This is a genomic window from Micromonospora sp. NPDC005173 (assembly GCF_040608515.1).
Lineage (GTDB): Bacteria > Actinomycetota > Actinomycetes > Mycobacteriales > Micromonosporaceae > Micromonospora.
The window spans coordinates 118823-143315 of record NZ_JBEXIK010000007.1; the positions used below are offsets into that span (position 1 = coordinate 118823).

A 24493-nucleotide genomic window follows, 5' to 3' on the forward strand; every position below is an offset into this window, starting at 1 on the left:
TCAGCCGTCCCCGGCGATCGGTCCGGCCCACCCGGCCGGGTCGTCCGGCACCCGGCGCACGATCAGCTCGCCCAGGCACACGTCGCGCCACCAGTCGACCCCCGCCGGGTCCGGCTCGGACGGGCAGAGCAGCGTGACGTCTCCCGCGTACGGGGAACTGCCGTAGCCGTCGCCGGTGAACGGGTCGGCGATCACCAGCGCGACATCCACCCCGGATTCGGTGAGCTGCCGGGCCAGCTCCAACGCCAGCACCCCGGCCTCCCCCCGGCCCACCAGCACCACCGCCCCGGTCGAGACGTGCTCGGCCAGCGCCGCCGTGTAGTCGGCGGCGAGGCGTTGCACCAGCGGCGCCGGGTCGAGACCGGCGTACCGCTGCAGGCCGGTGTCCGCGATCCCGCACACCGTTCCCGAGTCGGCCAGCCGCTCGGCCAGCCCGGCGTACCCGTCGAGGCTGCCGCTGCCGTCGTGCACCAGGATGTACCGGGGCGGGCCCGCACCGGCCAACGGCACCACCTCGCCGGTGTCGCTGGCCGCCGGTTGTTCGTCCGCCGCGACGCCGCCAGCGGCCAGGTGGTCGGCCAGGTCGGCCACGGTGGGGTGTTCCAGGATCCGGCGCAGCAGTTCGTCGAAGAAGACGTCGGCGGCGGCCGGCACCCGCTCGGTGAGCTGGCCGGCGAGCTTGGCGGCGAGCAGCGAGTCGCCGCCGAGGGCGAAGAAGTCCGCGTCCCGCCCGACCCGCTCCACCCGCAGCACGTCGGCCCAGACGGCCGCGATCTGCTCCTCCAGCTCGGTGAGCGGCGCCGTGGCGGCCGCCTCGGGACCGGCCGTCGTGGCCGCCACCAGCAGCCGGTGCACGGCTGCCCGGTCCAGCTTGCCGTTCGCCGTGCGGGGCAGCTCGTCGACCACCTGCAGCACGCCCGGGATCATGTAGTCGGGCAGCCGGTCGGCCAGGTGCGTCCGCAGCTCGTCGGGCACCACCCGCCGCCGGTCGGCCTTGACCTGCGCGGCGATGATCCGCATGCCGAGCCCTGCCATCGGGTCACCGGTCGGCGGCAGGTCGAGCACGGGCGCCGCACCGGCGGCGGCGAGCAGACCCCGCCACTCGTCGCCGGTGAGGAACGTCCGGTCGGTGCCCTGCCGCAGGTCGGCGAAGTCCCCGAGGTCGTCGTCGAGCCGGACCAGCAGCTCCAGCGACGTCATGATCTGGTAGTGCTCCCGGGTCATCTCCAGCAGCACCAGGTGTCCGCCGGGGGCGAGCAGGCCGCGCAGCCGCGCCAGGGTGGCCGGTACGTCCCGGGTGGCGTGCAGGACGTCGCCGGCGATCACGATGTCGGCGCTGTTCGGCGGCATCCCCTGCCCGGCCAGGTCGGCGTCCAGGTCCAGCTGCGCGAAGCGGATGCCCGGCCGGTCGGCGAAGCGCTGCCGGCCGGCACCGAGGAAGAACGCCGACAGGTCGGTGTACAGGTAGTCGACGTCGAGGCCGTCCAGCGCGTCGAGCACGGCCGCGGTCGTACCGCCGGACCCGGCGCCGACCTCGACGATCCGCACCGGTCCGGGCAGCCGCTCGACGAGGGCCCGGACGGTCGCGGCCGCGACCGTGTTGGCCCACCGGTTGAACAGGGCGTCGGCGTAGAGGTTGTCCGACACGGCCAGTTCGCCGCCGGGAAAGAGCAGCGCGAGGGGGTCCTCGTCGTCGCGCAGTAGCGCCGGCAGCGCGACGGCGCTGGCCTGGAAGTACCGGACCAGTTCGGGGGACTCCCCGACCGCCGCCGCCCGCTCGGCCGCCGCGTCCCAGGCCCGCGCGGTCGGCGGCGGCGTGGCCACCAGCCGGTAGCCGTCGTCGTGCCGCAGCACCCCGGAGTCGGTGAGCGCCCGCAACCAGCGACGCAGCAGCCGGCGGTGCCGGGGCGCGACGCGGGTGGCGGCGTACACCTCGGCCAGGCTGTGCGGGCGGTCGTCCAGCGCGAGGCCGGCGGCGCGCAGGGTGTCCAGCATGGCGGCGAGACCGAGGCGGTCCAGCTCGTGCAGGTACGCCTCGTAGGCGCCCAGGTCGGTGCCGGCGACCAGGGCGGCCCCGGCGGCGGTGGGCCCGGCCGGGTCGAGCGGCTGCCCGGGGCCGGGCTCGACGGCGGCGGGCTGGACGGCGGCGGCCAGCCGCTTCTCCAGTGGACGGTCACCGTCCACCACCGCGATCGCCCCGCCCACGGCGGGGTGCGCCAGCAGCGCCGACTCGACCTCGGCCAGCTCGATCCGATGGCCGCGGATCTTGACCTGGAAGTCCTCCCGGCCGAGGAACTCGATGGTGCCGTCGGGCAGGTAGCGGCCGAGGTCGCCGGTGCGGTACAACCGTTCGCCGCTGGCCGGGTCGGTGACGAACCGCTCGGCGGTACGTGCCTCGTCGCCGAGATAGCCGAGGGCCAGCCCGGCCCCGCCGATGTACAACTCCCCGGTGACCCAGTCCAGACGGGGCCGCAACGCGGCATCGCGCACGTGCCAGGTCTGGTTGGTCAGCGGCACCCCGTACGGGATGCTGCGCCAGGACGGGTCGACCCGGCCGATCGGGTGGATGATCGACCAGATGGCGGCCTCGGTCGCGCCGCCGAGGCTGACCACGGCCAGGCCGGGGACCAGGTCGCGGATCTGGTCCGGCAGGGTGACCGGAATCCAGTCGCCGCTGAGCAGGGCCAACCGCAGCGAGGGGATCCGGACCATCGGCGCGGCCGCGAGGTAGTCGGCGAGCATCTGCAGCTGCGCCGGCACCGAGTTCCAGACGGTCACCTCGTTCTCGGCGACCAGCTCCGCCCAGTGGGTGGGGTCGCCCCGCCGCTCGGGCGCGGGCAGCACCAGCGCCGCACCGACCGCGGGCGGGCCGAACAGGTCGTAGACGGACAGGTCGAAACCGAGGTTGGCCAGGCCGAGCACCCGGTCGTCCGGGGTCACGTCGAACCTGCTGTTGATGTCCGCCACGGTGTTCAGGGCCGCCCGGTGGGTGATCACCACGCCCTTCGGCGTGCCCGTCGACCCGGACGTGTGGATGACGTACGCCCGGTCGTCCGGGCCGATCGGCCGCGCCGGCAGCTCCGTCGGCGCCGGCCCGTCGAGGTCGTCCACCCCGATCGGCAGCACGCCCGCCGGCCAGTCCCCGTCCACCCGGGCGGCCTCGGTGAGGACGTGCCGGATCCCCGCACCATCGAGGATCAGGTCGCGGCGAGCGCGCGGCTGGTTGGTGTCGACCGGCACGTACGCGCCGCCGGCCAGCAGCGCGCCGAACACCGCGACCACCTGCCGCCAGCCCTTGTCGGCGACCACCGCGACCAGGGCGCCGGGCCGGCAGCCCTCCTCGGTGAGCCGGGCGGCCACCGCGATGGCGCGACCGGTGAGCTGCCGGTAGGTGAGCGTGCCGTCCCGGGCCACCACCGCCACCCGGTCCGGGGTCCGCAGCGCCTGGGCGAGGACCCCCTCGTGCAGCAGCCCGCCGGGCAGCGGCGCGGCGGTGGCGTTGACCTCGGCGCGGCGACGGGCAGTCGCCTCCGCCAGCGCGACCGGGGCCAGCTCCTCCCACGCCTCGTCGGTGCCCGCCAGCCGGCGCAGCAGCGCCGCGTACGCGGCGAACATCTCGTCGACCACGCCGTCGGGAAAGACGCCGTCGCGGACGTCCCAGTTGGTGGCCAGCCCGCCGGAGCGCTCGATGTTCTGGCAGTCGATCCAGACCTGCGGGGTCTGGCTGATGCCGTACCCCAGCTCGCCGAAGCCCTCCACGCCGGTGTCGCCGCCCAGCCCGATGGCGCTGGTGAAGACGATGGGCATCAGCGCGGCGTCGGCGCCTCGCCGGCGGGCCAGCTCGCGGACCACGTCGACGCCGGAGAACCGGCGGTGGTCCAGGTCGGACCAGAGCTGCGCCTGGATCCGCTTGGCCCGCTCCTGGACCGGCACGTCCGGGCTCTGCTCCACGGCGAGCAGGCTGACCGAGGTGAAGTCGCCGACGATCCGGTCCACCTGCGGGTGCGTCGGCGTCCGGTTGAGCAGGGTGACGTCGACGGTGAAGCGCGGGTGGGCGCTCCACGCCGCGATCACCTCGACGTACGCGGCGAGCACCGCCCCGGAGGCGCTGATCCCGTGCTGCCCGGCGCGCTGGCGCAACCCGGCCCACTCGGTCCGGTCCAGCCGCAGGTCGAGGCGGCGGAAGCGGGGCGGCGCGGCGGTGCCGTCGCCGCGCAGGGGCAGCTCCGGAGCGGGCGGCAGGTCGTCGAGGCGGGCCAGCCACCAGCCCCGGTCGGCCTCGTGGCGAGGGCCGCCGCGCAGCGGCTCGGTGGCCAGCAGGTGATCGCGGAACGTCAGCGTCAGCTCGTCGGTGGGCGGGTCACCGGCGTACCGGCGGCCCAGCTCGTCGAGCAGAATGTTGATGCTGACGAAGTCGCAGATCAGAAAGTCGATCGAGAAGTGCAGGACGCAGCGCTGCGGGCCGCGGGTGACCCGCAGCGCGAACAGCGGCCACTGCTGCGGGTCGTAGCGGCGGTGGTCCAGCTCCGCCCGGGTGGCGGCCACCGCGTCGGCGAAGCCGGCCGCGTCCGCGTCGCGCACCTCGATCCGGTACGCCGGCACGTCGGGCCGTACCTGCTGGGAGCCGTCACGGTTGACGACGGCCCGCAGCATGTCGTGCCGGGCGACGACCTCGTGCCAGGCACGTTCCAGCTGGTCGACGTCCAGCTCGGTGAAGTCCAGCTCGCCGTACCCGTGGCAGCCGACCCCACCGTAGGCGAAGCTGTCGCCCCGCCCGAGCAGGTACGCGCTCTGCACGTCGGTGAGCGGGAACGGCTCGTAGCGCTGCTCCGGGTGCGGCACCGCGGTGGGCGCTGCGGCGTCGCGCAGCACGGCCAGCACCTGTTCCTTGTGCTGGCGCAGCGCGGCGCGTCGCTGTTCGGTGAGAACGCCGGTGGGGGCCCGGAAGCGGAGCTGGCCGTCCTCCTCCCAGAGTTGGACGCCGAACTGCGCCAGCTCGGCGACCAGGTCCTGCCCGTTCATATGGCCCCTTCCTCGTACGTACCGGCGGCGTGCTGCACGGCGGTGGCCAGGTCCGCGATGGTCGGTCGGTCGAGCAGGCCCCGCATCGGCAGGTCGACGCCGTACCGCTCGCGCAGCACGGCCAGCAACCGGGTGGCGAGCAGGCTGTCCCCGCCGAGGCTGAAGAAGTTCCGGGTGCGCCCGGGGACGGGGCAGTTCAACAGGTCGGCCCAGAGCGCCCCGAGGTCGTTCTCCAGCCCGGGTCGGGGTGGCTCGTCGGCCGGCCCGCTGTCCCCGCTGGCGAGCAGGGCGGCCACCGCGCCCCGGTCGATCTTGCCGTTGCCGCTCAACGGCAGGTGGTCGAGCACCGCGATGTGCTCCGGCACCATGTACGACGGCAACCGGTCGACGACGAACGTGCTGGTGACGTCCGGGTCGAGGACGACGCCCGGCTCGGCGACGACAGCGGCGGCGAGCCGGCGGGCGCTGCTGCCAACGGCCACCACCGCCGCCTCGCGGACACCCGGGCACTCGGTCAGGGCCGCCTCGACCTCGCCCAGCTCGATGCGGTGTCCGCGGATCTTTACCTGGAAGTCCGCCCGACCGAGGAACTCCAACGTCCCGTCCGGCCAGTACCGACCCAGATCACCCGTCCGGTACCACCGCACCCCGTCATACGTCACGAACCGCTGCGCCGTCCGTTCCGGATCACCCCGGTAGCCGGCCGCCACCGCCGCACCGCCGATCCACAACTCCCCCACCACCCAGTCCGGACAGTCCCGACCCCGCCCGTCCACCACCCGGTAGCGCTGGTTGGGCAGCGGAAGCCCGTACGGAATGGACCGCCAGTGCGCCGGCACCCCGTCCACGTCGAACGCGTTGGACCAGATGGCCGCTTCGGTGGCGCCGCCGAGGGCGGTGAGCCGGGCGTCCGGGTGCAGCGCCACCAGCCGGTCGCGCAGGTCCAGACCGACCCAGTCGCCGGAGACCAGGGCGTGCCGCAGCGTGCCGAGCGGTTCGTCGCCGGCCGCGGTGAGCAGCATGTCGAGCAGGGCGGGCACGGTGTTCCAGACGGTGACGCCGTGCTCGCCGACCAATCGCAGCCAGGTGCGGGCGTCCCGCCGCTGCCCCTCCTCGACGAGTACGACGGCGCCGCCGACGCCGAGGAGCGCGAAGATGTCGAACACCGACAGGTCGAAGTCCAGCGCGGACACCGCCAGCACCCGGTCGTCCGCGTCGAGGCGCAGGCGGTTGCTGACGGCCGCGAGGGTGTTCACGGCCGCCGCGTGGGACACCTCGACGCCCTTGGGCTCGCCGGTGGAGCCGGAGGTGAAGATGACGTACGCGAGCGCCGTCGCCTCGACCGGCATGCACGCGTCGAGGGCGGGACCGCTGTCGCCGGCCGGGTCGAGCCCGTCCGCGCCGATGACCGTCTTCACGTCGGCCCGGGTGAGGATCCGCTCCCGGCGGACCACCGGCTGGTCCACACCGACCGGCACGTACACGCCGCCGGCGGCGAGCACACCCAGCACCGCCACGACCTGGTCGACGCCCTTGGGCAGGCACACCCCGACCGCGTCCCCCGGACGCACCCCGGCCCGTGTCAGCGCGCCGGCCAGGGTCAACGCCCGCCCGGCCAGGTCCCCGTAGGACACCGCAACCTGGTCACCGAGCAGCGCCACCCGACCCGGCTCCCGGGCCGCCCACGCGAAGAACCCGTCGTGCAGCCGACCCGATGGAATCGGCGCGGTGGTCGCGTTCACGCGGTCGCGGACCGCCCGCTGCCCCTCGGGGAGCCCGACCGGCACGATCCGCGCCCAGTCACCGGCGGTGAGGGTGGTCAGCAGTTCGACGTACGCGGCGAACATCGCCTCCACCACGCCGGGTGGGAACAGTTCGGCCACCACGTCCCAGTTGATGCTCAGACCGCCGTCGCGTTCCATCACCTGGTTGTCCAGCCACACCTGCGGGGTCTGCGAGGCGCCCCAGATCTGCTCACCGAACGGCAGGGACATGTTGACCAGGTCGTCGCTGATGCCCAATGCGCTGGTGAAGACCACCGGCATGGTGGCGGCGGGGGCGCCGGTGCGGCGGGCGATCTCCCGCAGCACCCAGATGGCGGAGACCCCGTTGTGCTCCATGCCGTCCCACATCCGCTCCTGCAACCGCCGGACCAGGGTCAGGAAGTCGTCGGCGGCGCCGGGTCGGTGTGGGACGAGTAGCAGCGAGGTGAAGTCGCCGAGCACGTGGTCGATGTCGGGGTGGACCTCCCGACGGTCGAAGAGGGTCAGGTTGAGGGTGAGGTCGGGCCGCCCGCTCCAGGCCGAGAGCACCTCGGCGTACGCGGTGGCGAGCACGGCGGCCGGGCTCACGCCGTGGGCGCGGGCCGCGTCGACCAGGGCCGTCCACGCTGCGGGGTTGAGGCGGGCCTCGTGGCGGACGAAGCGGGGGGCGCGTACCCGTTCCGGGTCGACGGCGAGCGGGAGTTGCGGCGCGGGCGGCAGCTCGGCCGCCTGCGCCGACCAGTAGCGCTGGTCGGCCTCGACGGCGGCCTCGTCGGGCTGGGCGGTGAGCACGTAGTCGCGGAACGACACGCCGATCGGGCGCAGCGGCGCGTCGGGGTCGACGTAGAGGGCGGACAGCTCGGCGAAGACGGTGACGATGCTGAGCGCGTCGAGCACGATGTAGTCGAAGCTGAACGCCAGCCGTACGCGGCGCTCGCCGTACCGGGCGGCCTCGATGGCCACCAGCGGCCAGCGGGTCGGGTCGGCGACGCGGTGCGACAGCCGTTCGCGCAGGTCGGCGAGCGCGGCCTCGCCCTCGCCGACCGGGATCCGCACCTCGGGCACCTCGGGCTGGACGTGCTGGCGTCCGTCGGGGTCGAAGACGGCCCGCAGCATCTCGTGCCGCCGGACCAGCCGGTTCCAGGCCGCGGTGAGCCGGTCGAGGTCCACGTCCGCGCCGTCGAACTCCCAGTACCAGTGGGACCCGACCTCGCCGAGGGCGAAGTCGCCGGTCCGGCCCATCCAGTACGCCCGCTGCACGTCGGTCGCGGGGAACGGCTCGTGGCGGTGCGCGGGGTCGGCGGCGAACGTGCCGGTGAGCCCGGTTTTCGGGTCGAGTCGTACCCCGGCGGCGAACCCGGCGAGTGTCGGCTCGGCGAAGAGGCGGCGCAGTTGGCCGCCGGTCAGCCCGGCCGACCGCATCCGGCCGAGTAGTCGGGTGGCGAGCAGGCTGTCCCCGCCGAGGGTGAAGAAGCTGTCGGTGCGGCCGACGGTCGGCACATCGAGCAGGTCGGCCCAGAGGGTGGCCAGCGTCGTCTCGACCGGCCCGACGGGTGCCTCGACGGTGGTGGGCCGGTCGGTGCGGTCGGCGAGCAGGGCGGCCACCGCGGCCCGGTCGATCTTGCCGTTGCCGCTCAACGGCAACTGGTCGAGCACCGAGATGTGCTCCGGCACCATGTACGAGGGCAGCCGGTCGACGACGAACGCCTGTGACGCCTCGGGGTCCAGGTCGGACGCGTCGGGCACGACCACGGCGGCGAGCCGGCGGGCGCTGCTGCCGACGGCCACCACCACCGCCTCACGAACACCGGGGCACTCGGTCAGGGCCGCCTCGACCTCGCCCAACTCGATGCGGTGTCCGCGGATCTTTACCTGGAAGTCCGCCCGACCGAGGAACTCCAACGTCCCGTCCGGCCAGTACCGACCCAGATCACCCGTCCGGTACCACCGCACCCCGTCATAGGCCACGAACCGCTGCGCCGTGCGCTCCGGATCACCCCGGTAGCCGGCCGCCACCGCCGCACCGCCGATCCACAGCTCCCCCACCACCCAGTCCGGACAGTCCCGACCCCGCCCGTCCACCACGCGGCAGTGCTGGTTGGGCAGCGGACGCCCGTACGGAATGGACCGCCAGTGCGCGGGCACCTCGCCCACCTCGAAGACGGTCGAGTGGATGGAGGTCTCGGTGGTGCCGCCCAGGGCGACCAGCCGTGCCTCCGGGCGCAGCGCCACCAGCCGGTCGCGCAGGGCCAGACCGACCCAGTCGCCGCCGAGCAGCGCCAGCCGGAGATGGTCCAGGCCGCCCTCCGACTCGGCGGCGGTCAGCAGCATGTCCAGCAGCGCGGGGACGGACTGCCAGACGGTGACCCGGTGCGCGCCGACGAGCCGACGCCAGGCGCTCGCGTCGCGCCGCTGCTCCTCGCTGATCAGCACGACGGCGCCGCCGACGCCGAGGAGCGCGAAGATGTCGAAGACCGACAGGTCGAAGTCCAGCGCCGACACCGCGAGCACCCGGTCGTCCGGACCGATGTGAAAGCGCTGGCGGATGGCCTCGATGGTGGTGCCGGCGGCGCTGTGCGGGACCTCGACGCCCTTCGGTTCGCCGGTGGAGCCGGAGGTGAAGATGACGTACGCCAGCGCCGTCGCCTCGACCGGCACGCGCGTGTCGAGGGCGGGACCGCCGTCGCCGGCCGGGTGGAGACCGCCGTCGCCCACGACGACCGTAGCGCCGGCCCGCTGCCAGATCCGGTTGCGCCGGGTGGCCGGCTGGTCCACCCCGACCGGCACGTACACGCCGCCGGCGGCGAGCACACCCAGCACCGCCACGACCTGGTCGACGCCCTTGGGCAGGCACACCCCCACCGCGTCCCCCGGACCGACACCGGCCCGCGTCAGGGCGCCGGCCAGGGTCAACGCCCGCCCAGTCAGGTCACCGTAGGACACCGCCACCTGGTCACCGAGCAACGCCACCCGACCCGGCTCCCGGGCCGCCCAACCGAAGAGACCGTCGTGCAGCCGGCCCACCGGCAGTGTCGCCGCCGTGTCGTTGGCCCGCCGCCGGACCGCCCGCTGCCCCTCGGGCAGCAGGGCGAGCGGCGACCCGGTCCAGTCGCCGTCGGTGAGCCAGGTCAGCAACCGGACGTACGCGCCGAACATCGCCTCCGACACGCCGGGTGGGAACAGCTCGGCCACCACGTCCCAGTTGAGGTAGAGGCCGCCCTCGCGCTCGGTGACCTGGTTGTCCAGCCACACCTGCGGGGTCTGCGAGGAGGTCCACACCGGGTCGCCGAAGCACTCCTGGACGTCGGCGCCGAAGAGGTCGCCGAGGCTGAGCGCGCTGGTGAAGACCACCGGGGCGAGCACGCCCCGGTCGGACCGGGCGCGGGCCAGGTCGCGCAGCACGTCCACCCCGGAGTACGCGCTGTGCGCCACGTCCCGGGCGAACTGCTCCTGAAGTCGGCGGGCGCGGTCGACGAACGGCACCTCGTCGGTGGCGTCGACCTCGAGCAGCAGCAGGTTGGTGAAGTCCCCGCTGAGCAACGGCACGTCCGCGTGGTACGGCGTGCGGTCGTACAGCGGCAGGTTGAGCAGGAAACGCTGCCGGCTGCTCCAGGCGGCCAGGACCTCGGCGAAGGCCGTCAGGAACACCATCGACAGGGTGACGCCGTGCTCGCGTGCGCGGGCGGCGAGCCGGTCCCGGTCGGCGCCGGTGAGCCAGTGGTGGTGCCGGAGCACCCGGTGCCCGGAGATGCGTTCCGGGGCCACGGCCACCGGCAGGTCGGGCCCGCCGGGCAGGTCGCTCACCCGCTGCCGCCAGTAGTGGGCTGCGGCCTCGCGGGCGTCGGCCCGGCGCCGCTCGTGGGTGGCCAGGTAGCGGGGGTAGCTGTAGCCGATGGCCGGCAGTGGCTCGTCGGGCCGGCGGTAGAGGCTGGCGAGGTCGGCGAGGAGCACCCGGAAGCTGTGCGCGTCGGCGACCAGCATCTCGATCTCCACGTGCACCCGGCTCGCCCCATCGGGCAGCAGGGAGAGCTGGATGTCGAACACCTCTCCCCGGTCCACCCGCAGGGTGCGGTGGGACAGGGTGGCGCGGAGGTCGGTGAGCCGCGGGTCCCGCTCGTCCGCCGGCAGGTCGCGCAGGTCGTGCAGGGTCAGGCCGGGCCAGGCGCTGTCCGGGGTGATCTGCTGCCGGCCGTCGTCCAGGAAGCGGGCCCGGAGCATGTCGTGGCGGCGGACCAGCGCCCGGATCGCCTGGTGTAGTCGGTCCGGGTCCACCTGCCGGCCGTCGAACTCGTTGTAGAAGTGCGCGCCCACACCGCCGAGCGCCTGGTCCCCGGCGCGTCCGACCCAGTACGCGTGCTGCATGGTGGCCAGAGCGAACGGCTCGGCCGGGTCGACCGTCACCTCGTCGTCGTCCTCGGCCGGCCCGTCGGCGGGTGCCGCGTCCTCGTCCGTCGGTTGGGCCAACGCGTGCCACTGCCGGACGCTGCGATGCTCGATGAGCTGGGCGAAGGTGAGCCCCGCGCCGGCCCAGCGGGCGGCGAGCCGCATCAGCCCGATCGAGTCCAGGCCGCGTTCCAGCAGGTCGTCGTCGGGCGACACCGGCTCCTCGAGCAGCGACGCGGCGTCGGCGCACATGCCGTCCAGAGTCAGCGTGGTCAGCACTGGCATGTCTACTCCCGACAGGTCAGGCGCGGGGGACGCGGATCGAGCGGTCGGCGAACCCGATGAGGTCCAGTTGCTCCAGGCCGTCGCGGACCCGGGGAGTCAGCAGGCCGATGTTGGCCAGGGCGGTGACCACCCGGGCGAAGATGGCCTGCCGATACTTGATCATCAGTTCGTTGTGCGAGGCGAAGTCGACGCCCTCGGCCCGGTCGACCTCGATGCGCTCCCAGACGTCCTCCAGCAGGAACCGGCGTCGCATCAGGCTCGCCGAGTCCAGCACCATCTCCTCGCGGTCGGCCAGCTCGGCGCTGGTCATCTCCCGGTAGATGCCCTCCAGCGACAGCACCCCGAACGACACGTGCCGGGCCTCGTCGCGGGCGACCAGCCGGGTGATGTCGCAGATGAGACGGTCGTGGAAGGTGCTGTTGGCCAGCCGGAACGCGGCCATCGCCAGGGCCTCGACCACGATCTGCATGCCCAACGCGGTGATGTCCCACCGGGAGTCGGAGAGCAGGTCCTCGATGAGTTCGGCCAGCGCCGGGTTGATCGGGTACGGATGCGGCACGTTCTCGCGCAGGTAGCGGGAGAACACCTCGACGTGTCGCGCCTCGTCGGCGGCCTGACTCGCGGCGTAGTACTTGCTGTCGAGGTCGGGCACCACCTCGACCAGGCGCGCGGCGACGACCAGCGCCCCCTGCTCACCGTGCAGGAACTGGCTCACCATCCAGGACTGCAGCTCCCATCGGAAGGTGTCCCACATCGGGCGGCCCCGCCGCGCCAGTGGGGACGCCTCGAAGGACGCCATGGCGAACGCGGAGTCGTCGGGCAACGGTTCACCGAACGGCACCTCGATCGACCAGTCGACATCCGTGCTGGCGTTCCACTGTGCGCTCTTGGCCCGTTCGTAGAGGGAGAGCACCCGGGGCATCTCGGACTCGTACCGCCACGTCAGTTGTGCACGCACGGGGGTGGTCACCGACAGACCAGACATGCGCCCAAGGTACCGAGAGACAACACAAGATGCCAGACCCTTGATGACAGATACAACGACCGGCGGTACGGTCGTGCCGTGGCACCCCAACCCGTACCGGCCTCCGTGGGACAGCGGCTGCTCGGCATCATCGAGCACTACCGGGCGGACCACGGGGCGTTGACCTGCCCGCTGCTCTGCCGTCTCTCCGGCGAGATCGACCTGGCGGCGCTGCGGCGGGCGCTGACCGCGCTGACCGCGCGGCACGAGGCGCTGCGGACCACCTTCGCCGGCCGGGGGCCACGGCTGTCCCAGCTCGTGCACGACCCGCGGCCCGTCGAGCTCACCGTGGTCGACCTGCGCGGTGAGCCGGATCCGCACGTCGCAGCCGACGCGGCCGTCACCGCGGAGCTGGCCACCCGGGTGGACGTCGCGCACTGGCCGACCCGGGCCACCGCCTGGCGGGTCACCGACCACGAGGTGATCCTCTGCTTCACCATGCACCACCTGGTCACCGACGCCTGGTCGTGCGGGTTGCTCTTCGAGGAGCTGCGCATCCTCTACGCCGGCTCGCCCGCCGAGCTGCCCCCGATGCGCTGGCAGTACCCGCAGTTCGTGGCCTGGCAGGAGGATCGCCTGGCCGGCACCGAACTGGACCGGCAACGCGAGTTCTGGCGCGCGCAGCTGACCGGGCTGCGGCTGCCGCGGCTGCCGTACCGCGAGCCGCCACCGGGAGCCACCCCGGGCGTGCTGGCCCGGGATCTCGACGCCGTCGTCGCCGACGGACTGCGCGCCCTGGCCCGGCGACACCGCACGACGCTGTTCACCGTGGCCCTGGCCGTCTACTACGCCGTCCTGCACCGCGTCACCGGGCAGGGCGACCTCGCCGTCGCCTCGCTGTTCGCCAACCGGAGCCGGCCGGAGAGCCAACGCACCGTCGGCTTCTGCGCCAACATGGTCGTGCTGCGCACCCGGCTGCCGCCGTTCGCCACCTTCGCTGCCCTGCTACAGGCGACCCACGCGACGACCGCCGCCGCCTTCGCCAACCAGGAGCAGCCCTACCAGGCCGTGTCCACCGGCAGCGCCAACCTGGGCGGCCGGGTCGACGACGTGGTGTTCCAGATGATGGCCGAGCTGACGCACCGCGTGCGGGCCGGCGACACCGAGTTCGAGTTGCTCGTCCCGGAGGCGATCGGCAGCCGCTTCGGCACCGAGCTGGCGCTCGCCCCGCGCGGGGACGGGCTACGGGTGGTGCTGTTCCACACGCCACGGCTGGCGCCGGCCGACGCCGTCCGGCTGCTCGACGGCTACCTCACCGTCGCGCGGGCCGTCGTGGCCAACCCCGCTGCGGCACTGTCGACGCTGCTGCGCCGTTAGCGGGGCGTACCGGCGATCAGCTCGGCGCCGCGCTCGCCGATCATGATGCTGGTCAACGCGGCGGGCGCGCGCAGCGGCACCGGAACGATGGAGGCGTCCACCACCCGCAGGTTGGCCACGCCACGCACCCGGCACTGGCCGTCGACGACCGCGCCTGGGTCGTGCGCCGCGCCCATCCGCGCGCCGCCGACCAGGTTCAACCGGCTGTACGTGGTGGCGCGCAACATGTGGTCCAACTGCTCGTCGTCGCCCACGACCGCGTCGTCGACGAGCGCGAACCGGGCGACGGTCTTGGTGAAGGCGGCCTGGTTGGCGATCTCCCACGCGTGCCGGTACGCGTCGCGCATCCGGGCGAGGTCACCGTCGGCGGAGTAGAAGCCGAGGTCGACCACCGGCGGGGCCGTCCCGTCGGCGCCGCGCACCGAGATCCGCCCTCGCGACGCCATCGCCATGTCGCCGATCATCACGGTGTTGACCTGGTCGGCGCCGATGATCCGGTCCAGACCCGCGCCGGCGCCACGGGAGGTGCTCATCCCGGTGAACAGGCTCAGGTAGAACGCCTGGTCGGCCTCGTGGCCCGGAATGCCGGCGAGCCGCGCGATGAGCTGGGTACGCGGCCAGTCGCCGCCCACCGTCTCCGGCTCGGGCACCACCAGGATGATCGCGCCGGGCTGGTCGATCACGTCGGTGCCCACGCCCGGCAGGTCGATCAGCGGCGTGATCCCGGCGGCGCGCAGCTCGTCGGCAGGGCCGATCCCCGAACGCAGCAGCAGGGCCGGGCTGTACGGAGAGCCGGCGCAGAGGATGACCTCGCCTGCGCCGATGGTCTCCCCCGCGACCTGCACGCCCACCGCCCGCCCGTCGGCCAGCAGCACGCGGTCGACCTCGGCGTCGCCCCGGACGACCAGATTGGACCGGGACCGGGCCGGGTCGAGGTGGGTGAGGGCGGTGGACATCCGCAGCCGGTCGTGCCGGTTCTGCGGATACATCCCGATGCCGACGGCGTCGGGGGCGTTCATGTCCTCCTGGTAGTCGTGGCCCAGGCCGAGCGCGGCCTGCAGGAAGCCGTCCATCGCCGGTGTCAGCTCACCGCGCGACCAGCGGGTGATCGGGACGGGACCGTCGGCGCCGTGGTAGTCGCGGTCGCCGAACTGCTGGTCGGCCTCCAGCCGGCGAAACGCCGGCAGCACCGCCGGCCAGTCCCACTCTGGAAGGCCGAGGGCACCCCACCCGACGAAGTCGGCGGCCGGGGCCCGCATGGCGCCCCGGTCGTTGATCTGGGTGGAGCCACCGACCACCCGGCCGCGCCGCAGCGGCGCGTCCCGCCCGGCGACGACGGTCGCCCGCAGGTCCCAGTCGAAGCCGTCCTCTGCCTCCACCGAGCCGGTGCGCAACGCCTCGGGCACGGCTGCTCCGACGAGGTCGGGGCCGGCCTCCAGCAGCAGCACGGACCGGCCCGCGTCCTCGCTCAGGCGGGCCGCCAGCACCGCGCCCGCCGCACCCGCGCCGACGATGACGTAGTCGTAGCGAAGCATGGGCTCAGCGTAGCCGAACACACGACATGCCAGGACGCATCACATGTGCTATCCGCGTTTCTTCATTAGACTCTCGTGTATGAGTAGAGGTCCGGAAGTCATCCCCACCCTGCGCTACCGCGACGCTCCGGCCGCCATCCGGTGGCTGGTCGACGTCGTCGGTTTCCACGCGGAGCTGGTCGTCCCCGGCCCGGACGACTCCATCAGTCACGCGCAGCTGACCTGGGGCAACGGCATGGTCATGCTCGGTTCACAGACGGACGGCAGCGACGGCCGGCTCGTTCTGGACACCGGGCCCGGCGCGACCTATGTGGTGCTCGACGACGTGGCAGCGCACTACGAGCGGGTCGTCGCCGCTGGCGCCGAGGTCGTGCAGAAGCTCCGCGACGAGGACTACGGCGGTCAGGGCTATTCGATCCGCGACGCCGAGGGCAACCTGTGGAGCTTCGGCTCCTACCGACCCGGTTCGTCCTGACCACCGCCGGTTGATCCCGCGCGCGGCCGGCGGGGTCAACCGTCCAGCAGCAGTCCGGCCAGCTCGGCCCGGACGTCGGCGACCGTGCCGTCGAAGGTGGCCAGCCACCACGCCCGGCGGTACCAGTGGTGCAGCGGCTGCTCCCAGGTGAAGCCACTGCCGCCGTACGTCTGGATCGCCGCCTCGCAGGCGGTCATCGCGGCCTCGCGGGCGGCCACGCTGGCCGTGAGCACCGCCCGGTCGGCGACCAGGCCCGACTCCGCGTCGACCGACCACGCCGCCCGGTACGCCAGCGACCGGGCGGTCTCGACCTGCCCGTAGCTCTCGGCCAACGGGTGCGCGACCGCCTGGTTCGCACCGATCGGCTGGCCGAACTGGGTCCGGGTGGCGGCGTACCCGCTCGCCCACGACAGCGCCCTCGCCGCCACGCCGACCGCCTCGGCGGCCAGGAGCGCCAGGATCCGCCGTCGGGTCACCGCGAGCACGTCGGCGGCGGCGTCCGCGGCCACGAGGGGCGCCGAGGGTACGCCGGTCAGCTCCACCGTCGCGACGGGCCGGGTGGGGTCGAGCGCCTGCCCGCCGACGCCGGCCGGTGCCGGCCGCAACGCGGACGCGTCGACCAGTCGCAGCTCGACGCCGTCCGGGCCGCTCGCCGCCACCACCAGGTCCACGGCGTCGGCCACGTGCGGCACACAGATCCTGCGTCCGGTCAGCGTCCCGTCGGCCGCCACGGCGCAGTCGACCTCCGAGATGGACGCCGGCCGGCGGGCGGCGGCCACGGCGTCGGCGAGGGTGCCGGGCCAGTTGTCCCCAGCCCAGGCCAGCGTCGCGGGAGCGCCGAGCGGGCGGCCCGCCGCCCGCAGCGACGGCCCGGCCAGGCCCACCGTGGCCCACCACGGCGATGGGCTACGCGCCCAACCGAGCTGCTCGGCGAGCAGCGCCAGCTCGACGGTGCCCAGCTCCACATCCAGCCAGCCGAGGCCGGTCATCTCGGCCCAGGCCGGGCCGTCGCCGGAGGACCGGTCGTCGGCGAGGTACTTCGCCGCGGTGTCCCGCAGCGCCTCCTGCTCACCGGTCAGTGCGAAGTCCATGGGTCTCTCCTCGTCGTGGGAGGCGCGGGTCAATACGACCGGGGCAGGCCCAGCACCCGCTCGGCGACCAGGTTGCGCAGCACCTCCGAGGTGCCGCCCTCGATGGTGTTGGCGCGGCTACGCAGCATCTGGTGCCGCCAGTAGTGGTCCCAGCCGTCCGGTTCGGCGCCGGCGCCGAGCAACTGCACGGCCAGCGTGGTCAGTCGCTGGTGCGCCTGCGACCAGCGCAGCTTGATCACCGAGGTCTCCGGGCCCGGCACTCCGGTACGCGCCAGCTCGGCCAGGCCACGCCGGTTGGTCCAGCGCAGACCCTCCAGCTCGACATAGCGGGCGGCGATCTGGTCGCGGACCAGCGGGTCGGTGTCCCGGCCCCGGGCCCGCGCGGTGGCGACCAGCCGCCGGAACGCCACCTCCAGCCGGGCGGTCAGGGTGAACCCGAACGTGCCCCGCTCGTGCGCCAGGGTGGTCATCGCGACCCGCCAGCCGTCACCGAGGTCGCCCACCACCGCGTCGAGCGGCACCCGGACCTCGTCGAACTCGATCTCGGCGAACTCCGCCTCACCGGTCATCTGGCGGATCGGGCGGACCGTGACGCCGGGCGACCGCAGATCCACCAACAGGCAGGACAGCCCTCGGTGGCGCCGCTGCTCCGGGTCGGTGCGCGCCAGCAGCAGACAGTGGTCGGCGAGATGTGCGTACGACGACCACACCTTGCGCCCGGTCACCACCAGCTCGTCGCCGTCGCGCCGCGCGACGGTCCGCACGGCGGACAGGTCGCTGCCGGCCTCCGGCTCCGAGAAGCCCTGACAGAAGATGCTCTCCCCGGTGAGGATTCGCGGCAGGTACCAGGCACGCTGCTCCGGCGACCCGCAGGCGATGATCGTCGGCCCGACCATGCCGAGGCCGATGACCCCGATGTGCTCGGCGGCCTCGGCCCGGGCCGTCTCCTCCAGGTAGATCGCCGAGTACGCCGGGGACAACCCTCGCCCGCCGTACTCGGCCGGCCAGGTCAGGCCGGCGTACCCGGCGGCGTGCAGCGCGGAGGTGAACGACCGCACCGCGGCGATGTCGCCCCACCGCCCCTGCAGCGGAGCCCCGTCCGCGCCGGTGGTCACCGGCACCACGCCCGCCAGCCACTCGCGCAGTCCCGCCCGGAACCCGGCCTCCTCGGTGCTGTCACGCAGATCCATGCGCCGCATCGTACTCGTATCTGCTTTTGATCTGCAGTATCTTGTTTTCACGCGTCCCGATGCTGGAAGGGGTCCACGATGGCCAGTCTCGCGGACGACGCCGCGGTGCGGCAGACCGAACCCGGCCGATACCGCGCCCACCTGGCGGAGGACTGGTCGGTGTGGGGGCCCAACGGCGGCTATCTGGCCGCGATCGCACTGCGCGCGGCGGGCGAGGAGGCCGGCGGAATGCTGCCGGTGAGCCTGAGTTGCCAGTTCCTCGCGCCACCGCGCTACGGCGAGGTCGACATCGAGGTAGCCCGGGTGCACGGCACCCGTCGCGCCGCCGCCCTGCACGTCACTCTTCGGCAACGCGGCCGGACCCTGCTCACCGCGCACGTCTGGACCATCGCCGCCGGGCTGCTCGGCCCGGAGCGGCGCTGGATGCCGCCGCCGGATTTGCCCAAGCCCGACGAGCTGCCCACCCTGGTCGAGCTGATGCGCCGTGACGGCCTGCCGGTCTTGCCGATCTGGGAGCGGTGCTACGAGGTACGGCTGGCCGGCTGGCCCGCCGGCGGCTGGACCCCGCAACGCGACGGCGTGCCGACCATCCGGGGCTGGCTGCGCCTGTACGACGAGCTACCCGCCGACGCCGACCCCTGGCTGGCGGCGGCCCGGCTGGTCTTCGCCGTCGACGTGGTGCAGTTCCCGGCGGTCGTGCAGGCGTTCGAGCAGACCACCTTCATGGCCCCGAGTATGGACCTGTACGTGGGCTTCCAGGGCGGCGACGACGGTACCGGCTGGCTGCTGGTGGAGGGGGAAGCCGCCGCCGCCACCGGCGGGGTGCTCGGTGCCCGCGCCCGCGTCTGGTCGGACACCGGGCTGCTGCTGGCCACCGGCGGTCAGCAGATGCTCTACCGGATGGCCAGCCCGGTCTGACCGGTCCCGGGGATACGGCCGGTTCAGCCAGCCGTACCCCCCGGCGTGCGGCCGGCCTCAGTGATCGGTGCGTCGACCGAAGCGGCGTACCGCCACCAGCAGGCAGACCGTGCCCAACCCGAGCACCCAGGCGAGCGTCTGCAGCACCGGCACCAGGACCGGCCCGCCGCTGGACAGGCCGACCAGCGCCTCGGTGGCGACCGAGAACGGGTTGGCCCGCACCACCGGCTGCACCACCGAGGGGAACGCCGACACCGGCACGAAACCCGACGAGAAGATGAACAGCAGAGTCGCCGGTCCGGTCAGCGACGGCGGCAGCGACTCCTCGTCACCGGACCCCGACCCTCGCCACAGCGCGATCGCCGCCCACATCAGCCCGAACAGCGCGATCACCGCGAAGAAACCGACGACGGCCAGCGGCCCCTCCCGGAACCGGAAACCCAGCAGCAACGCCACGCCCGTGGTGAGCGCTCCGATCAGGACGATGCGCAGCACGTCACCGGCGACCCGGCCGGCCAGCAGCGCCCCCGGCGTCACCGGCATCGTGCGCAGCCGGTCGACCAGCCCGCCGCGCAGGTCGCGCAGGAAACCGACGGCGCTCGACGGCGACCCGAACGCGGCGGTCGACAGCACCACCAGCGGGGCCAGCCGCTGCAGGTAGTGCTGCCGGTCGCCGTCACCGACGATCCGGCCGAAGACCGCGTACTGGGTGAGCAGGAGCAGCACCGGAAACGCGAACGAGTAGACCAGCGCGGGCGGGGCCCGGAAGAACCGGCGAAGGTTACGTCCGGCGAACAGTGAGGCCTGCGTGACGGTGCTCATCGGCTCCTCCGAAACGAACGTGCCGCGGCCGCGCCGAACAGCAGCCCCAGGACCAGCAGCCAGACGAGGGCCGGCCACACCCTCTGGTCGGCCCCCTCGGTGGACAGCGCGCGCAGCGCGTCGACCTGGGCGGAGAACGGTGACACCTCGACCACCGGTTGCAGCCAGCCGGGGAAGGCGTCGACCGGGACGAAGGCGGTGGAGACCGTGGTGAGCACCAGATACGGCAGGGTCAGCGCCGAGTACACCTGCTCGGGGTCACGGGCGCCCAACCCCAGGGCCGCACAGCCGGCCGCGAGCACCACCGCGAAGCCGACCGCCAGCAGCACGAAACCCGCCGCGCGGGCCGCCCCGGCGGTGAACCGGAAACCGACCAGCACGGCGGCGACGAGGATCACCGCCACCGCGACGGCGGCCCGGGCCGCGTCCACCACGAGCCGGGCCGACGGCACCACGACCGCGCTCATCGGCAGCGTCCGGTAGCGGGCGATCAGGCCACTGCGGGCGTCACCGGCGATCAGGTAGCAGGCCGACATGGCGACCAGGGCGGTGGTCTGCACGACGATCGCCGGCGGGAGGAACTGCTCGTAGGCGATCCCGTAGTCGGACATCAGCCGCCGGAAGACCACCATGAAGCCGGCGAAGAAGGCCAGCGGGAAGACGACGGTCAGGCCGACCGACCGACCGGCGCGGGCCTGCCGCAGGTTACGGGCGGCCAGGACGGCGAACTGCCGCAGCGGGCTGGCCGCCGCAGCGGCCGTGGTGCTCACCGGCCGGCCCCCGCCACACCCGGCGCCACGGTCGACCGGTCCGCGTCGACGGATCCGGTCAGGGAGAGGAACACCTCGTCCAGGGTGGGCCGCCGGACGGTGACGTCGTCGGCCTCGACACCGGCCGATTCGAGCCGCCGGACGACCTCGGTCAGCGTGCCCGAGCCGGCGGCCAGCCGCAGCACGTCCTCGTCCTCGGTCAGCCCCGCAAAGGCCGCGCGCAGTTGCTCGACCGCGACCGCCCGCGCCCGCGGATCCTCCACCCGCACCTCGCAGACCGCGCCGCCGAGTTGACGCTTCAGCTCGTCGGGGGTGCCCTCGGCGACGACCCGGCCGTGGTCGATGAGCAGCACCCGACCGGCCAGCTGGTCGGCCTCCTCCAGGTACTGCGTGGTGAGCAGGACGGCCGTGCCGCCGTCACGCAACTCCCGGACGATCTCCCAGAGCGCCCGCCGGCTGCGCGGGTCCAACCCGGTGGTCGGCTCGTCGAGGATGAGCACGGGCCGGTCGACCACCAGACTCGCGGCCAGGTCGAGTCGGCGGCGCAGGCCACCAGAGTAGGTACGTACCGCCTTGCCCGCCACCTCGCCGAGGTCGAAGCGCTCGACCAACTCGTCGGCCCGCTCGGCGGCCGGACGTCGGTCGAGCCCGAGCAACCGGCCGAACAGCACCAGGTTCTCCCGCCCGGTCAGCAACTCGTCGAGCGCCGCGAACTGCCCGGTGACGGCGATGCTGCGGCGTACCTCCGCGCCCTGGCCGACCACATCGAAGCCGGCGACACGGGCGGTGCCGGCATCCGGTCTCAGCAGCGTGGTGAGACAGTGGATCGTGGTGGTCTTCCCCGCGCCGTTGGGCCCGAGCAGACCGACCACCTCACCCGCGGCGACCTCGAAGCTCACCCCGTCGACCGCCGCCGTCGTGCCGAACGACCGGCGCAGATCGCTGACCTGGATCATCTGTTGTGACATCGCACCACCCTCATGCCAGGAATGCCGGAACCATATCAACGCTCATCTCGGTAAAGCCAGATACAAGAATGGACCGCTCACCGTTCGGCGGGGCTGCGTCGGGCCCTGAGTCGCTGCCGGGAGGAAGCCGCGAAGGCGGCGGTGATCCGTTCCACCACACCCGAGCGGACGCACTCGCCGGCGATTCCCACGCTCGCCTCGACGTCGGCCGCCCCGGCCGTCCCGTGGCAGATCACGCACACACCGCGTACCCCGAGCAGCGCCCCGCCCGGCTCGGCCGCGAGCCCGTCGCGCACCGCTCGGGTCACCCGCCGCTGCCGGTCCCGGGCCAGCGCGCCGATCGGCGAGAACGCCCGCACCGCGTCCAGCGCCAGGCCGACGGTGGCGTCCAGCGTCCGCTCGTACATCTTCAGCGCCACGTCACCGGTGAAACCGTCGGTCACCGCCACGTCGACCCGGCCGCCCAGCACGTCGTACGCCTCGATCTGGCCGGTGTAACCGGGCATCGTGGTCAGCAGGAGGTGCGCGTCCCGACGTACCGGCCCGCCCTTGACCGCCTCGTGGCCGTTGGACAGCAGGCCGATCCGCGGCCGGGCCAGCCCCAGCCGCCCACGCGCGTACTCCGCGCCCAGCACCGCGAACTCGACCAGCCACTCCGGCACGGCGGCGGCGGTCACACCGATGTCCAGCAACACGGTCGGGCCGGCGCCCGGCACCGGCAGCACCGTCGCCAGGGCCGGGTTGCTCACCCCCGGCACCCGGCCCAGCCGGACGGCAGCCGCCAGCACCGCCGCGCCGGTGTTACCCGGGGTCACCATGGCGTCGGCCCGACCCGCCGCCACCTCCCCCGCCGCGACCAGGAGCGAGGAACGCCGCTTGGTGTACGTCGCGGCCACCGGATCCTCGGCCATCCCGACCACGTCCAGGGCGTCGACCAGTCGGACACCGGCCGGCGGGACGCCACCGGGCAGCAGGGGGCGGATGAGCGCGCGCGGGCCGACCAGCAGCACATCCACCGTCGCGGCCGCGGCCAACGCTCCGGCGACGACGGGCTCCGGGCCGAGGTCCGCACCGGAGGCGTCGACTGCCACCCGCAGCCGCCGACCAGGCCGGTCGCCGTGGCGCGTCTCGTCCGGTGTCATCCGGCACCTCACCCGAAATACGTGACAGCAGATACGAGATGCATGCTAGCCGTCCCGGCCGGCCGGATCACCCCCGCAGCTCTCCCCGATCGGGTTCCAGTGGGTGACCGGCCGGACCGCAACAGCGGGCTACGCTCGGCGCATGGCTACGGCGGGACTGCTCCTCGCAGCCGGTGCCGGCCGCCGGTTCGGCATGCCGAAGGCCCTCCTGTCCTACCGGGGACGGCCCCTGGTGGAGCACGCCGCGGCGATCCTCACGGCCGCCGGCTGCCGGCCGGTCGTCGTGGTGCTCGGCGCGCAGGCCGAACTGGTCCGCGCCAGCACGCGGCTGCCCGGCGTGGTGCACAACGACGACTGGACGACGGGCATGGGCTCGACCCTGCGGGCCGGGCTGTCCGCCCTGACGTCCGGCACCGCCGTGGCCGCCGTGGTCACCCTGGTCGACATGCCCGGCCTCACCCCCGAGGCGGTACGCCGGGTGGCCCGTGACGCCACCGCCGACTCCCTCACGGTGGCCACCTACCAGGACGGTCGCCGCGGACATCCGGTTGTGCTCGGCCGGCACCACTGGGCCGGCGTGGCCGCGGCGGCCACCGGCGACCGGGGCGCGCGGGACTATCTGCGGGCACAGGGTGACGCGGTGCGGCTGGTCCCCTGTGCGGACGTCGCCGACGACACCGACGTGGACCTGCCCGAACAGGCGGCCCGCTTCGGTCTCACCAGGGGTACGGCGGACGCCCGGCACGCGGGCCCTGGGCTAGAGTGACGGCGTGCTCAGCAGGGTCAACGGTCTGTCACGACACTTCACTGAGGACACTCTCCGCCACTATCTCCTGGAGCGTTCGGTCCGACAGGACGACGGCTGCCTGATCATCCGTGGATACGGCGCCGAGCGCGGCGTCTACCAGAAGGTGGCGGGCCGGGCCTGGGCGCACATCGCGGCCTACGCCGCCTTCGTCGGAGGCTATGACCCGACCCTGGACGTCGACCACCTCTGCGACGCCCCGGACTGCGTCGAGCCCACTCACCTACGGCAGGTCAGTCATGCGGACAACTGCCGTACGCGCGCGCAGGCGCCGACCTGCCGCAACGGGCACGACCGCGAGGTCGACGAGTCGACGGGGCGGTACCGACGGACGTGTCGCGCCTGCAACCGGGACAGCCAGCGCCGGTGGCGGGAGCGCCAGGCCGCCGAGGTGGCCCAGGCCCGCGGGGCGTACGTCCGGACCTAGCCACTCCTGCTCCAGGCGGCTGCTGCTTATCGTCCCGTGGTGGGGTTACGTGGTGGTACGGGTGTGGCCACGACAAAGGAGCTGTGGGTCTGGCCGTGGACCAGGAACTGGTCGAGTACGGCTTCGAGGTCTTCGATGGCGGGCACGTGAATCTTGAGCAGGAAGCAGTCCTCGCCGGAAATGCGGTGACACTCGCTGACCTGTGGAGTGCGGGCGGCGAGCTCGGCGATTTTGGGCAGTTGGCCGGGGCCGGGTCGAATGCGCACCCAGGCGGCGACGGGCAGGCCGATCGCGGCGGGGTCGATGTCGAGGCGGTAGCCGCGGATGACGCCGGCCTGCTCGAGCCGGGCGAGGCGCTCGCGGACGGCGGGTGCGGACATGCCGACCCGGCGGGCCAGCTCGGCGGCGGTCGCGCGGGGATCGGCGCTCAGCACGTCGAGCAGCCGCCGGTTCGTCGCGTCAAGCAGCGACTTTCCCTCAAGAAAGCCAGAAGGGCTCTTGCCTTCCCCTAAGGCCATATCTGCTGCCCTCCACTTTCGATCCGGCATGGTCCTGT

16 protein-coding genes are annotated in these 24493 nt (G+C 73.5%); 5 read left to right on the plus strand and 11 right to left on the minus strand.

Features of this window, described 5'->3' with window-relative positions:
* The 3 genes from ABZV00_RS11525 to ABZV00_RS11535 are packed head-to-tail and all read right to left on the minus strand — an operon-like array spanning window position 1 to window position 12438.
* On the minus strand, window positions 1-5022 hold the full coding sequence (locus ABZV00_RS11525; RefSeq protein ID WP_355604557.1) for an amino acid adenylation domain-containing protein: 5022 nt from the start codon (window positions 5020-5022) through the stop codon (window positions 1-3).
* Window positions 5019-11453 (minus strand): amino acid adenylation domain-containing protein, encoded by a 6435-nt coding sequence (locus tag ABZV00_RS11530; RefSeq protein WP_355604559.1) that lies wholly within the window; start codon window positions 11451-11453, stop codon window positions 5019-5021. The genes ABZV00_RS11525 and ABZV00_RS11530 overlap by 4 nt, the downstream gene beginning before the upstream one ends.
* Before the next feature lie 16 nt (window positions 11454-11469).
* The gene (locus tag ABZV00_RS11535) at window positions 11470-12438 is read right to left on the minus strand and encodes a ferritin-like domain-containing protein (RefSeq protein ID WP_355604562.1); all 969 of its coding nucleotides are present in this window, start codon (window positions 12436-12438) and stop codon (window positions 11470-11472) included.
* Window positions 12439-12516: 78 nt separating this feature from the next.
* Here ABZV00_RS11535 and ABZV00_RS11540 point away from each other — a divergent pair, with 78 nt between their 5' ends.
* A complete protein-coding gene (locus tag ABZV00_RS11540; protein ID WP_355604565.1) occupies window positions 12517-13794 on the plus strand; it encodes a condensation domain-containing protein in 1278 nt (425 codons plus the stop codon).
* Here the strand turns inward: ABZV00_RS11540 and ABZV00_RS11545 are convergent.
* Window positions 13791-15329, minus strand: coding sequence for a GMC family oxidoreductase N-terminal domain-containing protein (locus ABZV00_RS11545; RefSeq protein ID WP_355604567.1), 1539 nt, complete (start codon window positions 15327-15329; stop codon window positions 13791-13793). The genes ABZV00_RS11540 and ABZV00_RS11545 overlap by 4 nt on opposite strands.
* Window positions 15330-15408: 79 nt before the next feature.
* Between ABZV00_RS11545 and ABZV00_RS11550 the strand changes: the two genes are divergently transcribed.
* Window positions 15409-15804, plus strand: coding sequence for a VOC family protein (locus tag ABZV00_RS11550; protein ID WP_355604569.1), 396 nt, complete (start codon window positions 15409-15411; stop codon window positions 15802-15804).
* Window positions 15805-15839: 35 nt separating this feature from the next.
* Here ABZV00_RS11550 and ABZV00_RS11555 read toward each other — a convergent pair whose 3' ends face one another.
* Both ABZV00_RS11555 and ABZV00_RS11560 read right to left on the minus strand, forming a co-directional pair.
* On the minus strand, window positions 15840-16895 hold the full coding sequence (locus tag ABZV00_RS11555) for an acyl-CoA dehydrogenase (RefSeq protein ID WP_355604571.1): 1056 nt from the start codon (window positions 16893-16895) through the stop codon (window positions 15840-15842).
* A 29-nt stretch (window positions 16896-16924) separates the two neighbouring features.
* The gene (locus ABZV00_RS11560) at window positions 16925-18085 is read right to left on the minus strand and encodes an acyl-CoA dehydrogenase family protein (protein ID WP_355604574.1); all 1161 of its coding nucleotides are present in this window, start codon (window positions 18083-18085) and stop codon (window positions 16925-16927) included.
* Window positions 18086-18163: 78 nt separating this feature from the next.
* Here ABZV00_RS11560 and ABZV00_RS11565 point away from each other — a divergent pair, with 78 nt between their 5' ends.
* Window positions 18164-19003 (plus strand): thioesterase family protein, encoded by an 840-nt coding sequence (locus tag ABZV00_RS11565; RefSeq protein WP_355604576.1) that lies wholly within the window; start codon window positions 18164-18166, stop codon window positions 19001-19003.
* Window positions 19004-19060: 57 nt separating this feature from the next.
* On the opposite strand, the gene ABZV00_RS11570 is transcribed toward ABZV00_RS11565, so the two are convergent.
* From ABZV00_RS11570 to ABZV00_RS11585, 4 genes are all read right to left on the minus strand, one after another.
* On the minus strand, window positions 19061-19825 hold the full coding sequence (locus tag ABZV00_RS11570; protein ID WP_355604579.1) for an ABC transporter permease: 765 nt from the start codon (window positions 19823-19825) through the stop codon (window positions 19061-19063).
* Window positions 19822-20595, minus strand: coding sequence for an ABC transporter permease (locus ABZV00_RS11575; RefSeq protein WP_355604582.1), 774 nt, complete (start codon window positions 20593-20595; stop codon window positions 19822-19824). Before ABZV00_RS11575 ends, ABZV00_RS11570 begins: the two co-directional genes overlap by 4 nt.
* A complete protein-coding gene (locus tag ABZV00_RS11580) occupies window positions 20592-21563 on the minus strand; it encodes an ATP-binding cassette domain-containing protein (RefSeq protein WP_355604584.1) in 972 nt (323 codons plus the stop codon). Before ABZV00_RS11580 ends, ABZV00_RS11575 begins: the two co-directional genes overlap by 4 nt.
* A gap of 77 nt (window positions 21564-21640) precedes the next feature.
* Complete coding sequence (locus ABZV00_RS11585) at window positions 21641-22705, minus strand: phosphate acyltransferase PlsX (protein WP_355604587.1); 1065 nt, start codon at window positions 22703-22705, stop codon at window positions 21641-21643.
* Between the two features lie 142 nt (window positions 22706-22847).
* Here ABZV00_RS11585 and ABZV00_RS11590 point away from each other — a divergent pair, with 142 nt between their 5' ends.
* Complete coding sequence (locus ABZV00_RS11590; RefSeq protein WP_355604589.1) at window positions 22848-23471, plus strand: nucleotidyltransferase family protein; 624 nt, start codon at window positions 22848-22850, stop codon at window positions 23469-23471.
* Window positions 23472-23475: 4 nt separating this feature from the next.
* The gene (locus ABZV00_RS11595) at window positions 23476-23937 is read left to right on the plus strand and encodes an HNH endonuclease (protein ID WP_328416705.1); all 462 of its coding nucleotides are present in this window, start codon (window positions 23476-23478) and stop codon (window positions 23935-23937) included.
* Window positions 23938-23963: 26 nt separating this feature from the next.
* On the opposite strand, the gene ABZV00_RS11600 is transcribed toward ABZV00_RS11595, so the two are convergent.
* Window positions 23964-24455: an Lrp/AsnC family transcriptional regulator gene (locus ABZV00_RS11600; protein ID WP_355604767.1), complete on the minus strand. Its 492-nt coding sequence runs from the start codon at window positions 24453-24455 to the stop codon at window positions 23964-23966.
* Window positions 24456-24493 lie beyond the last annotated feature (38 nt).